Origin of the sequence: Streptosporangium sp. G11 (assembly GCF_051192615.1) — a bacterium.
GTDB lineage: Bacteria > Actinomycetota > Actinomycetes > Streptosporangiales > Streptosporangiaceae > Streptosporangium.
The window spans coordinates 63,034-74,303 of sequence record NZ_JBPJUQ010000055.1; the positions used below are offsets into that span (position 1 = coordinate 63,034).

The window sequence follows — 11,270 nt, forward strand, 5'->3', positions numbered from 1 at the left end:
CGGCCCTACAGCGGCCCCACAGAAGGTATGTACGGCGTGGAGCGGGCGATGGCGTCGGCCGGTGACGGAGCCGGGCAGAAGCGGTCCCGCCCGGGCAGTGCCCCGGTGGCGAGGAAGGCGGTCAGCGCCTCGTCGGCGCAACTGCCCAGCCCGACGACGCCGTGGCCGCCCTGGTCAACCGTGATCATGACGGCCCGCCGTCCGAGCGCGGCGCGCAGGCCGCGCGCGCTCACCAGGGACGTGGAGGGATCGCGGGTGTTCTGCAGGATCAGCACGTTGCGCGGCCCGTGACCGGTGACCGTCACCGGCGGCTCCACCGGCCGGGTCGGCCACGCCGCGCATGGCCAGAAGTTCGACGGCATGCCCGCCGTCACCGGCCACGCCCGCCGGTCGGCCGCGGCCTGCCGGGCGTACAACGCCACGCCGCGCGGCCAGGCGACGTCATCGCAGACCACCGCGTAGAGCGCGGCGACGTGGTTGTCCGCCGGTATCTCCGCCGTCCCGGTGCCACCCGCCGTCCCGGTGCCACCACCGCCGCCGCCGACCTTACCGACAGAGCCCAGCCGGTCCAGTCGCGCCAGGATGGCGGGGTCCGGGGTGGATCCGGAGATGGCGTCCGCGAGTTCCCGCCACAACTCGGCCATGAGGGGGAAGTAGCCGTCGAAGTAGAGCCAGACCCGGGTGATCTCGCGCAGGGCGTTGCCGTCGAGTACGGGGCTGCCTGGGTATTCCAAGGGCTGCCGGTCAAGGGCCGCGGTCAGCCGGTCGTACGTGCGCCGCACCTCGTCCGGCGTCGCACCGAGGTGGTAGACGGCGTCCCGCTCGGCTGCGAAGGCGAGGAAGTCGGGCAAACGCGCCGCGACCGCCTGACTCCAGGTCCGAAACATGTCCCGCCACACCAGGCCCGGATCGACGGCGCTGTCCAGCACGATCCGATCGCCGCGTCCGGGGAACAACGAGATGTAGACGGCTCCCAGGTAGGTGCCGTAGGAGAGGCCGAAGTAGGACAGTTTCGGCTCACCGAGCGCGGCTCGGATGCGGTCCATGTCCCGGGCCGTGTTGGCCGTGGTGATGAACGGAAGCAGATCGCCGGAATGCTCGGCGCATGCGGCCGCGGTGTCCCGTGCGAAGGCGAGGTTGCGCTCGATGCCGCCATCCGGCGCCGGGTAGGGCAGCAGCAGCGTCGACTGCTTCATGAGATCGAGACCACAGGTGACCGGGGCGCTGTGGCCGACCCCTCGCGGATCGAAGCCGATCAGGTCGTACCGATCCAGGACCTCGGGCGGCAGTACGACCGCCAGCCGGCTGGGCAGGTCCAGGCCGCTACCGCCCGGGCCGCCCGGGTTGGACAGCAGGATCCCGCGACGCGACCCGGGTTGCGCTGTGCCGATCCGGGAGATCGCGATCCCGATGCTCCGCCCGCGCGGGGCGCGGTAGTCCAGCGGCACCCGCAAAGTCGCGCACCGCTGGCGTGGGTCGCGCGGGATACCGGATTCCACCGGCGGGCACTCACCCCAGACCGGAGCCGCTCCCCCGGCTTCGACCACCGCCGGCTCCGGCGCGCCGGTCCGGGCCTCAGCCGGCGCGGGCGCGCCTGCCGCCACGGTGGCCACTGTCGCCGCGGCGATGAACGATGTCAGACTTGATCGCAGATTTAATCGCAGACTTGATCGCACTGATACCCCTTTTGAAAAGGAACAGATGCTTTCTCGATGACTGTGAAATTGGCACTGCCGGGTACGCGAGACCCTTCGCCTGATCACGCGGAGAAGCTTGGTCACGCGGAGAAACAGGGGCCGTAGTTCGCGGTGGGAGTCGATCAGGCGGACGCCGCCTGTGACGTCCTTCGTCCAACGATCCGGAGCACCGCCTTGATGGGAGCCCCGCCTTGATGAGAGTCGGCCGGGAAAACGGCCGATCCCCTGGGAATTCCGGAATGGGTCGCCGCCGTCCGGCTGCTGTTGCTCCGCATGACCCACACCGAGATCGAGATCACCGCGGAGTCGGCGCGGGATTTCCGGAGCAGCCGATGCGGCGGCTCGGACGCCGCCTGATCGGCCGCTACACCGGCGTCGTGCGCCCGGCGACGTGCCCCCGCGGCCGGGTCGCGGTCATGACGAGGTCGGCGCCGCCGCGCCGGGCGTCAGAGCCGCCTGCACGATGCGGAGCGCTTCGGCCGCGTCGAGGCCGACGCTGGCGATCACGGCGGCGTAGTCGGCGGCGGCCCGGCGGGCCCGCTCCCGGCCTTCCTCGCCTGCGGCCGACACGAACGAGCCCGCCCGCCCGCGCGTCTCGATCAGCCCCGCCTCCTCCAGCTCCCGGTAGGCCCGGCCGACCGTGTTGACGGCCAGGCCGAGGTCGGCCGCGAGGTGGCGGATGGTCGGCAGCCGGGCGCCCACGGCCAGCGTGCGGTCCTGGATCTGCCGGGCGAGCTGGGATCGCAGCTGCTCGAACGGCGGTACCGGCGAGGCCGCATCGATGATGATCATCGGACGCTCATGGCCCGCCGGGCCACCGTCGCGCACGACGGCGTCCTGGCATGGATCGCGACGCACGCGGCCAGGCTCAGGACGATGTAGGCGACCGCGGCGGCGCCCCACCAGCCGGGCGCGGTGCCGAACAGCACCACCGGCAGCGACCACTGCACGTTCGGCGTGGTGAGCTCGCGGGCGTCTTCGACGCGCATGATGACGTCGGCGGTCAGCGACTCCTCGTCCTCCGCCACGACCGGGAACCTGAGCAGGTGGCGCAGCTGCATGGCGGTGATGGCCGTCGCGCCGAGCAGGCCGATCAGCACGACGACGGCCAGCTGCCGCACGGTGGGGTCGGGAACGGCCAGGGCGCTTGCGGCCAGCACCATCGCGCCGACGAACGTGGCGACCACGAAGACGGCGTACGACCGGCCGAGCACGGTCCGCCAGCCGGGCTGGATCGGATGGGCGGCCCTACGGGACAGCGTCGCGCCCGCCCGCTGGTCGACGCGTCGCACCCACCGGTCGAGCAGGAACTGTGCCAGCAGTAGCCCGGCCACCGACGCGGTCAGGGCCAGCAGCGGTAGCGGGCGATGCGGCGGGAGGCCTCCGAAAGCGGAAGTGGCGACGAGGGCACTCACGATGATCAGCGCGGCCAGGATGACGTAAGTGGCCAGGCGGGCGCGTCTGCGGACCGCCAGCCGGCTGGCGAGCAGCGGGGTCGGGTGGGTGTCGGCCAGGTCGTGGTGGGTCAGCCACTCGCCCGCCGTACGCAGATCGGTCGTGCGCGTCGGCGGGTCGGTGTCCGGTAGCGGTTCGCGGGTCACAGCGCCTCCTTTGTCGCAAGCTTTGTAGCAAGATGATGCGTCATACCTTGCGACAAAGTCAACGCCCCATCGCTCCGAGCGCATCGCGAGCAGCAGTTCGCCGAACGCTCCGACCACTGGAACGACGGGGAGGAGCACGGCCTGGTCTTCCCGTCCCGGCGCGGGACGCCCATGGAGCCGGACGACCTCCGGCGAAGCTGGGGAACCATCCGCAAAGCCACCGGCCTCGGGGACATGCGCTTTCATAATCTCCGCCACACCTGCGTGACCCTGCTGCTCAACCCAGGCGTACCGCCCCAGGTCGTCCGAGACATCGTCGGCAACAGCGACATCGAAGTAACCAGGACTATCCACGCCCGCATCTCCCTTGACGACAAGCGCAACGCCCTGGGCAAACTCGGCGATGCCCTCGGCTGACATCGCACGTACATGAATGAAGCGTCCCGGAGGTCACCTCCGGGACGCTTCATTGTCGGCCCTCGTTAATAGAGCCATTTTTCGCAATGGCGATGCCTGGTCGGCTCTGGCTCCTCACCGCGCAGCAATGTGAGTCGTACCCGTTGCCGGGCCTTGCGCTCCGCCAGGTTGGCATCTTCACCGATACCCGAATAAGACCCGCCCATATCGTGCCTGTAGCGGCGCCCATCCTGCTCCTGCAAGCGAAGCGGCATCGTGTTGTCCGTCCTGCTCACGTTCTCATGATCCCGCGTTCAGGCGGGATCGTCCAGGACACGAAAAACCTGGGGTTCGAAGCAGCGGAGACGTTGCTGTAACTGGAGACAAAAAAAGCCCCGACCGATAGTCGCTCGGGGCGTTTGTGCTGCTCAGTTGCTGTGGTCAGGGGCGGGGTCGAACCGCCGACCTTCCGCTTTCCAGGCGGACCGATCACCCTGGTCAGGTAGCGGAGACCGTGGTCAGAGAGCGGTGGACGATGGCCGAAGTGAGTTCGTGTGCGGGGACGTTGCTGTCACCTTGACCATGGCCGCCGGTGGCAAGCTCCGGCGAAGGAGGGGCTTGGCATCGATCGCCCCAGCAGTCAATGGCGGCTACCGAAGTCAGCGATCGTCACGGCTCTGCCATAGGACTCGACAAAGACACCCGTGTTAGGTGAGCGGTCGCGATCAGGGCCGCTTAGGTCTGTTGATCTGCGGCTATGGCTGATACCGTGCTTGAACCGTTCTTGATCATTTCGCAAATGTTTCGCGGACAGGAAGTTGGGTGACCTCGGTATCACTTACTGAGCGGGCACTGACTCCGTCGCGGAACGCTCATCTGTCGCGTAAGACGTCCCATAGCCGTCCTTGACGAAGTCGCGTCCAGCAAAGTGGTGGTAGCTGACAGTTGTGAGGCGTTGACATCGATTGCACATCCCGGCAGGCTTTGCGAAACTGCCTGAGGGCAGGCGGTGAACCCGGTTGTTTCGAGGTTGTTTCGAATAGCGTCAATCGATGTGTCCTCTCAGTGATGGTGGGAAATGCGTAGAGCCTCGTAGCAGTACCTGGACGTCGTCGGCCCCTTTTCGCCTGCCGGGCGTTCTCGCCTGTCCGGGGGCGGAGTTCCGCCGTTCGTGCGTCGCCGTCTCGACTCGTTTCCGAAGGCAGGGGGTGTCGCGGTCGTGGCTGCTGTGGTGCGTCCAGAGCCAGATCCTGAGTCGGCCTGGTCGTCTTCTTTCGATGAATCGGAGATTTGATGCGCGTCGCCCTCCTCACCACGACTCAGCATGGTCATCTGAACCCGTATGTTCCGGTGGTCAACGCGCTCCAAGACGCCGGCGGTGACGTCGAGCTGCTGCTGTTGTCCGCGGACGGCGGCGCGCTCGACGAGCAGCGCCGCCAGGCCCTGGGCAAGGCGCAGGTCCACGCGGTCGGGCAGGTCGAGATGGCGCCGTGGAGCGGCGACCCGGCGAAGATCGGCCCGATGCTCCGGTCGTCGCCGGTGGCAGAGCAGACGGCTGACGCGCTCCGCGCGACGGCGCCCGACTTCGTGCTCGTCGATTCGCTGCCGGTCACGGCGTCGGCCATGGTCGGCGCACAGGCGTCCGGCGTGCCGTACGGGATGATCTGGGCCAACCTGGGCGGAGTGTGCCCGAGCGAGCACCGGCGGGGGCGCTGGCTGTACGACGAGCAGGTCGGCGACTATCTGACCAGGCACGGGGTGTTGTGGTCGACCCGGACCCATTCGGCGCGTTCGCCGATCCTCAATTTGATGCCGACGATTCCCGCGCTCGTCGGGGACGACGGGGTCACCGACGACGGTGTGCAGCTGATCGGGTTGCCGGGCGCGGCGGGGACCCGCGGCGACGAGGTCGCCTTCTCGGGCCTGGACCGGATCGACCCCGACCGCCCGGTGGTGTACGTCTCCTTCGGCACGATCTTCTACCGGCGGCCGGACCTGCTGCGCACGGTGATCCTCGGGGCGGCGGCGACCGGTGCGCAGGTGATCGCCGCGGTCGGAGACCTCGCCGAGGAGCTCGCGCTGCCCGACGAGGTGCTCACCGCCCCGTACGTGCCGCAACGTGAGGTGCTGGAGCGGGCCGACGTGTTCATCACCCATGGCGGATACAACTCCGTGGCGGAGTCGATCCGGGCGGCGACACCGATGCTGGTGATCCCGCTGGCCGTGGATCAGCCTGTCCAGGCGTACTTCGTGAACAGCGCGGGCTTCGGGACGGCGTTGGAGCCGGCCGGCGTCACCGAGCAGGCGGTCGCCGACGCCGTCACCGATCTGCTCGATCCCGCCCGGGACTACCGGGCCCGGCTGCGCGCCGCGCAGCCGGAGTGCGGCGATTCCGCCGTGCGCACGGCCGAGCTGGTCATCAGCACGGTCGAGACGCTACAGCGAAATGGGGAGCAGTGACGATCGAACTGCGGCGGCCGGTGGGCGACCCGATCGTGATCGATGATCTTGAGCGCCTCTCGTTCCAGGTGGATCGCCGCGCCTACACCGACGACGACCTGGCCGCACAGGAGATGACCAGGATCTTCGATCGCTGCTGGTTGTACGTCGGGCACGAATCGGAGGTGCCCGAGCCGGGCTCCTACGTGGCACGCGACGTCGGCGGGCGCCCGGTGGTCATGGCGCGCGGGTCCGACGGGGTGATCCGGGTGTTCGCGAACAGCTGCACTCACCGCGGGGCTCTGATCTGCTCGCAGCCGGCCGGGCAGGCCAGATCGTTCCGGTGCCCGTATCACGACTGGACGTTCTCCAACCAGGGCGACCTGGTCGGGGTCCCGATCCCGGACGGGTACGGGCCAGGCTTTCGGAAGGCGGACTTCGGCCTGGCGCGGCACCGTAGTGACAGTTACCGCGGTTTCGTGTTCGCCACCTTCGATCCGGAGCAGCCGCGCACCTTGACCGAGTACCTGGCGGGTGCGACGGAGTACCTCGATCTGATCGACGACCAGTCCGAGGTCGGGATGGAGGTGATCCAAGGTGCGCAACTCCACGGGGCTCGGGCCAACTGGAAGCTCATGATGGAGAACAGCGTCGACATCTACCACTTCCGGGCCCTGCACAAGCGTTACGTCGGCTACATGGAGTCGCTGGGGTCGGTGCCACCACGACGACGAGGCGGCTTCGGCTGCGCCCTCGGACTGGGGCATGGAGCCAACGAGCTGCCACCGGCGGCAGCCCGCCCGCTCGCCTACTGGACGCCGATGTTCGGCGCCGAGGTCCGGCCGCGGATCGAGGCGACGGCCGCACGGTTCGTCGAGCGGTTCGGCGCCGAACGCGCCGAACGGATCACCGGCACCAATCGTGCGGTGCTGATCTTCCCCAACTTGATGATCATCGACGCGATCGCGATCACGATCCGCAAGATCGACCCGATCGGCGCCGGCCAGATGGCCATCACCTCGGTCGCCCTGGCCCCCAAGGACGAGGACCCGGACATCCGGGAACTCCGCAAGAGTCACTACCTGACGTTCCTCGGCCCCGCCGGCTTCGCCACTCCCGACGACATCGAGATCGTCGAGTCCTGCCAGCGGGGTTATCTCAACCGCACGGTCCGCTACTCGGATCTGTCACGCGGTATGAACAAGGAGGTCCCGGAGACGACCGACGAGCTTCCCGCCCGCGAGTTCTGGCGGCAGTGGGACCGGCTGATGCACGGCGACGACGGTCACCTCGAGGTCGCTCACCGGGCCGAGATGCAAGGGGCAGAGCCACGATGACCACCGAGCTGACGGTCGACGAAGCGGCCCAGGTGCGGTTGTGGCACCGGGTGAGCCAGTTCCTTTTCCGTGAGGCGCGGCTGCTCGACGAGTGGCGCCTGCTCGAGTGGTACGACGAGATGCTGACCGACGACATCCGCTACTCGGTGCCGGCCACCGACGTCCGCGGCGAGACGGCCGACGCGCTCGGGCTCATCGACGACGACGCTGCCCGGCTACGCCAGCGGATCGAACAACTCCTCAACGGTGAGGTGTGGTGCGAGAACCCTCGGTCGCGGACGAATCGGATGATCAGCAACGTGGAGATCCTGACCGATCGGGGCACGCACCTCGACGTGGCGGCGAATCTCATCGTGTACCGGTTCGGGCACGGGCGCTCTGACGCCTACGTCGGAAAATGCCGGTTCGAGCTCGTCGTCGAGGGCGAGTCGTTCCGGGTCCGAAGACGGGTCGTGGTGCTCGACCACGAGACGTTGTACGAGCACGGAAAGCTCAGCATCATCCTGTGATCGGACAGTGACGGCGGCCGGCCCTGGCAGCGCCCCACCCGTTGCCGCCGCCCAGCCGAGTCTCCCTCGCGAGGTCTACGTCCTCAGTGTCGTTGGTGGCTGCGTCATGCTGGGCCTGGGACTGGTACTCCCGGTGCTCCCGGTGTACGCGGCGGCGTTCGGGGCCGGGCCCACCCAGATCGGAGTGCTCGTCGCCCTGTTCGCGTTGATGCGGCTGGCCACCAGTCCGTTCTGCGGCCGGCTCGGAGTTCGTTTCGGGGAGCGGCGAGTCCTGGTCGCCGGCCTGCTGCTATGTGCGGTCTCCTCGGCCCTGACGGCGTTCGCCGGGTCCTACGGGCAGCTGCTCGTGTTCCGCAGCCTCGGCGGCGTCGGCTCGGTGCTGTTCTCGGTGTCCGCACTGGCGACACTCCTGGCGATCGCGCCGGCCGACCAGCGGGGCCGGGCCAGCGCCGTGTTCGAAGCGGGCTTCCTGCTCGGCGGGATCTGCGGACCGGCACTGGGCGGGCCCCTCGCTCTCATCGCCCTGTCCGCGCCGTTCGTGGCGTACGCCGTGCTGTTGCTGGCCGCCGCGTTACTGACACTGGCGGTGCTCCGCAGCGGCCGAACCGCCGGCGCGGAGCCTGACCGTGACGTGGTCCGGCTACCGGTCCTGCTGCGGGACCGACGCTACCTGGTGGCTTGCCTCGCAGCGTTGGCGCAGGGATGGGTCTTGTTCGGGCTGCGCGGCGCACTGGTCCCCACGGTGGTCGTGGCGTGGCGACATGACGTGACGTGGGTCGGGTGGGCGTTCACGATATCCGCCGTCGTTCAGGCGCTGCTGATCATGCCGGCCGGCCGGGTCGTCGATCGGGCCGGCCGCCGGCCCGCCATGATCGCCGGCACCGGTGTGGCTGCGGCGGCGATCACAGCCTTGGTGTTCGTGGACGGTTACGCCTGGCTCGTCGTCCTGCTCAGTGTGTACGCGGCGGGATCAGCGCTGCTCAACGCCGCACCGGCCGCGCTGATCGGTGACGTCGTCGCCGGCCGGGCCGGCAGTGGCGTCGCCGTCTTCTCGATGTGCACCGATGTCGGCGCCGTAGTCGGACCGATCGTCGTTGGGCTCATCGCCGAGCGGGTGAGTGTTCCGGCCGCCTTCGGCAGCGGCGCCGCGCTGCTGGTCGTCGCCTTCGTGGCGTCGTGGACGTTGACAACTGTTCGGCCAACGCGAAGGAGTTAATCGATGAATCAGCCGTCTGCCCGACATGAGCGGGGTGAGGCCATGTTCCGGCAGGTCTTCGGCCGCGAACCGCGCCCGGGTTCCTACCCGGAGTTCCTGCAGATCACCGTCGACCACCTGTTCGGTGAGATCTGGACCCGCCCGCACCTGAGCGTCGAGGAGCGCGAACTGGTCGCGCTGACCGCGGTCACGCTGGCGCGGACCGATTGGGAGTTGCGCGGCCACATCGGTGCCGCCCTGCACCTCGGGATGTCGCGAGAGAAGATCGTCGAAGTCATCATTCAGCTCGCCTACTACGGTGGCTGGCCGGTCGCCAACAACGGACTGCGCGTCGCCCAGGAGGTCTTCGCCGAGCTGGACGGCGCCACCGGGAGGGACGCGGACCATGACCAGTGAACCGTCTCCCCTCGACCCAGCCGAGAAGGTCGACCTGTGGCGCCAGCGGTTCTTCGAGGCCCAGGCGGCCGCAGAGGAGTTCATCCTGGGAGAGCACGGCGAAAAAGGCCTGGCTGCGTGGATCGAGGCAAACTCCCGCATCACCGCGGAGCTACTGCAAGCGCAACGGCCCGCCGGGGTATCCGCCACCGATCACTTCATGACCCGGCTGCAGCGTCAGCTGTTGCTGTACGACTCGGCAGTGACCAGTGAGCCCCAACCCTCGGGAACCGTCCTGCGCAACGCCGACTGTGGGATCCTCCGGTACCGCGAACGGGCCGCCCGCGCCGGCGTCGTACTGACGTTCTCGTCACCGTGCCCGTACTGCCAGGAACTTAACACCGCCATCGCCGCCCGCTACGTGGAACCGGACGTCACGGTGTCGTGCGAACAGGCGGGCGGCGGGTGCACCTGGCGCGCGGAATCTCCTCACGCTCCAGGAGAGGACGCGGCCGGGTCACCGCACCGCGGACGAGCCGGTGATTGAACCAACGGCAGTGCCGTGCGGTCGTTGGCCGGTGACCGGCTGCCGTCGAGCGTCATGCCGAGTTGCCGGCCCACGGCCACACACATGTCGAGCGCCGCGGTGCGGGTCAGGTCCTGATGATCGTTCTGGGTGAAGCACGCCGACGCCACGTTCTTGTTCCGTAGGCGCAGGTACCACGGGAACAACGATCCCAGTGCGGGCTCGGTCAGCATCGTGCGCGAATGCACGATCGTCCCCACCAGCAGGTTGCCGAACGGGCGTTGCCTGGCGTTCATGAAGCTCTTCAAGCGTTCCTGGAAGATCTTCAGCACCGCGGGTACGTTCCCCGCGTACACCGGCATGGCGAGCAGCATCGCCTGCGCACCCTCGGCCAGATCGACGACATGCTCGAAGTCGTCGTCGATCGTGCACCGGCCCACCTCGGGATCAAGGCAGGTGTCCTCGCCTTCGCACATCGCGATGCGATGGTCGATCAGCCGAATCCGCTGGATCTCCGCGTCACCGACCTCCCGGACAAAGCCGGTAATCGCCGCCTCGAGCAGCGCGTCGGTCAGCGACGGGAGACGCTTCTGCGTGCAGGACAACGCAACGATCTTCATCCGAAGGGTCTCCCCTGTTCGCTCAGCGCCACCCAAGACCGGCCACCGGACAAAGCCCCCGTGGCCGCACACTGAGGCAGCCTCAACCTACCCACAATTGAGCACCACCGAAACGGGTATCGAAAAAACCACGAGCAGGTGATGTACCCCGAGTTCGGTTGAGCCGGACCTACTCATCTGCCCTCGGAATCGGTACCGCTTCCGAGTTGCAGATACTTAGCGGAGCCCGAGCGTGAACCATGCTGCCTGCGAACACGGATTCATGTTGCATGCAGAATGCACATATCAAATCTTGCGCAGCAGCGGCGAGGTCTCGATCCAGCGATCGACGTTGCTGTCACCGAACATCAAAAAGCCCCGGGCCGTGATCGGCTCGGGGCGTTTGTGCTGCTCAGTTGCTGTGGTCAGGGGCGGGGTCGAACCGCCGACCTTCCGCTTTTCAGTCTTTGATGTGGCTGCGCGCACGCCCTGCGGGCATGAAAATCGGGGGTGGTTGCCCGCCGACGTCGAGTCCGCCTGGTGCCTGGTCGAGGCCGGTTTTCAGTCTGACGCCG

The 11,270-nt window shown here is 68.2% G+C and carries 13 protein-coding genes and 1 tRNA gene; 8 read left to right on the top strand and 6 right to left on the bottom strand.

Features of this window, described 5'->3' with window-relative positions:
• Positions 1–5 precede the first annotated feature (5 nt).
• The 3 genes from ACSDR0_RS36180 to ACSDR0_RS36190 all read right to left on the bottom strand — a co-directional run bounded on the left by ACSDR0_RS36180 (position 6) and on the right by ACSDR0_RS36190 (position 3,298).
• A complete protein-coding gene (locus tag ACSDR0_RS36180; protein ID WP_435293448.1) occupies positions 6–1,499 on the bottom strand; it encodes an alpha/beta hydrolase in 1,494 nt (497 codons plus the stop codon).
• A 612-nt stretch (positions 1,500–2,111) separates the two neighbouring features.
• The gene (locus tag ACSDR0_RS36185) at positions 2,112–2,489 is read right to left on the bottom strand and encodes a GntR family transcriptional regulator (RefSeq protein WP_435293449.1); all 378 of its coding nucleotides are present in this window, start codon (positions 2,487–2,489) and stop codon (positions 2,112–2,114) included.
• Positions 2,486–3,298, bottom strand: coding sequence for a hypothetical protein (locus ACSDR0_RS36190; protein WP_435293450.1), 813 nt, complete (start codon positions 3,296–3,298; stop codon positions 2,486–2,488). Before ACSDR0_RS36190 ends, ACSDR0_RS36185 begins: the two co-directional genes overlap by 4 nt.
• A gap of 42 nt (positions 3,299–3,340) precedes the next feature.
• Here ACSDR0_RS36190 and ACSDR0_RS36195 point away from each other — a divergent pair, with 42 nt between their 5' ends.
• Positions 3,341–3,715 (top strand): tyrosine-type recombinase/integrase, encoded by a 375-nt coding sequence (locus tag ACSDR0_RS36195; protein WP_435293462.1) that lies wholly within the window; start codon positions 3,341–3,343, stop codon positions 3,713–3,715.
• Between the two features lie 65 nt (positions 3,716–3,780).
• Here ACSDR0_RS36195 and ACSDR0_RS36200 read toward each other — a convergent pair whose 3' ends face one another.
• Both ACSDR0_RS36200 and ACSDR0_RS36205 read right to left on the bottom strand, forming a co-directional pair.
• Positions 3,781–3,990, bottom strand: coding sequence for a hypothetical protein (locus ACSDR0_RS36200; RefSeq protein WP_435293451.1), 210 nt, complete (start codon positions 3,988–3,990; stop codon positions 3,781–3,783).
• Between the two features lie 142 nt (positions 3,991–4,132).
• Positions 4,133–4,190 (bottom strand) — tRNA-OTHER (locus ACSDR0_RS36205).
• 797 nt (positions 4,191–4,987) lie between these two features.
• Here ACSDR0_RS36205 and ACSDR0_RS36210 point away from each other — a divergent pair.
• The 6 genes from ACSDR0_RS36210 to ACSDR0_RS36235 are packed head-to-tail and all read left to right on the top strand — an operon-like array spanning position 4,988 to position 10,117.
• On the top strand, positions 4,988–6,154 hold the full coding sequence (locus tag ACSDR0_RS36210) for a glycosyltransferase (protein ID WP_435293452.1): 1,167 nt from the start codon (positions 4,988–4,990) through the stop codon (positions 6,152–6,154).
• Positions 6,151–7,470, top strand: a complete 1,320-nt coding sequence (locus tag ACSDR0_RS36215; protein WP_435293453.1) for an aromatic ring-hydroxylating oxygenase subunit alpha — start codon at positions 6,151–6,153, stop codon at positions 7,468–7,470. The genes ACSDR0_RS36210 and ACSDR0_RS36215 overlap by 4 nt, the downstream gene beginning before the upstream one ends.
• Positions 7,467–7,979 carry an aromatic-ring-hydroxylating dioxygenase subunit beta gene (locus tag ACSDR0_RS36220; RefSeq protein ID WP_435293454.1) on the top strand — a complete coding sequence of 171 codons (513 nt, stop codon included), beginning with the start codon at positions 7,467–7,469 and terminating at the stop codon, positions 7,977–7,979. Before ACSDR0_RS36215 ends, ACSDR0_RS36220 begins: the two co-directional genes overlap by 4 nt.
• Before the next feature lie 7 nt (positions 7,980–7,986).
• Positions 7,987–9,195 carry an MFS transporter gene (locus tag ACSDR0_RS36225; RefSeq protein ID WP_435293455.1) on the top strand — a complete coding sequence of 403 codons (1,209 nt, stop codon included), beginning with the start codon at positions 7,987–7,989 and terminating at the stop codon, positions 9,193–9,195.
• 3 nt (positions 9,196–9,198) lie between these two features.
• On the top strand, positions 9,199–9,591 hold the full coding sequence (locus ACSDR0_RS36230; RefSeq protein ID WP_435293456.1) for a carboxymuconolactone decarboxylase family protein: 393 nt from the start codon (positions 9,199–9,201) through the stop codon (positions 9,589–9,591).
• Complete coding sequence (locus ACSDR0_RS36235) at positions 9,581–10,117, top strand: hypothetical protein (RefSeq protein ID WP_435293457.1); 537 nt, start codon at positions 9,581–9,583, stop codon at positions 10,115–10,117. Before ACSDR0_RS36230 ends, ACSDR0_RS36235 begins: the two co-directional genes overlap by 11 nt.
• Here the strand turns inward: ACSDR0_RS36235 and ACSDR0_RS36240 are convergent.
• Positions 10,060–10,716, bottom strand: a complete 657-nt coding sequence (locus ACSDR0_RS36240) for a flavodoxin family protein (RefSeq protein WP_435293458.1) — start codon at positions 10,714–10,716, stop codon at positions 10,060–10,062. The two genes, ACSDR0_RS36235 and ACSDR0_RS36240, sit on opposite strands and share 58 nt — an antisense overlap.
• A gap of 232 nt (positions 10,717–10,948) precedes the next feature.
• Between ACSDR0_RS36240 and ACSDR0_RS36245 the strand changes: the two genes are divergently transcribed.
• The coding region (locus ACSDR0_RS36245; RefSeq protein ID WP_435293459.1) for a hypothetical protein at positions 10,949–11,270 on the top strand (322 nt) is incomplete at its 3' end.

What these genes read in the sequence shown, in the direction of transcription:
- ACSDR0_RS36185 (WP_435293449.1), bottom strand. Translation starts at nt 2,489, where the DNA reads ATGATCATCATCGATGCGGCCTCGCCGGTACCGCCGTTCGAGCAGCTG.
- ACSDR0_RS36210 (WP_435293452.1), top strand. Translation starts at nt 4,988, where the DNA reads ATGCGCGTCGCCCTCCTCACCACGACTCAGCATGGTCATCTGAACCCG.
- ACSDR0_RS36220 (WP_435293454.1), top strand. Translation starts at nt 7,467, where the DNA reads ATGACCACCGAGCTGACGGTCGACGAAGCGGCCCAGGTGCGGTTGTGG.
- ACSDR0_RS36230 (WP_435293456.1), top strand. Translation starts at nt 9,199, where the DNA reads ATGAATCAGCCGTCTGCCCGACATGAGCGGGGTGAGGCCATGTTCCGG.
- ACSDR0_RS36235 (WP_435293457.1), top strand. Translation starts at nt 9,581, where the DNA reads ATGACCAGTGAACCGTCTCCCCTCGACCCAGCCGAGAAGGTCGACCTG.
- ACSDR0_RS36240 (WP_435293458.1), bottom strand. Translation starts at nt 10,716, where the DNA reads ATGAAGATCGTTGCGTTGTCCTGCACGCAGAAGCGTCTCCCGTCGCTG.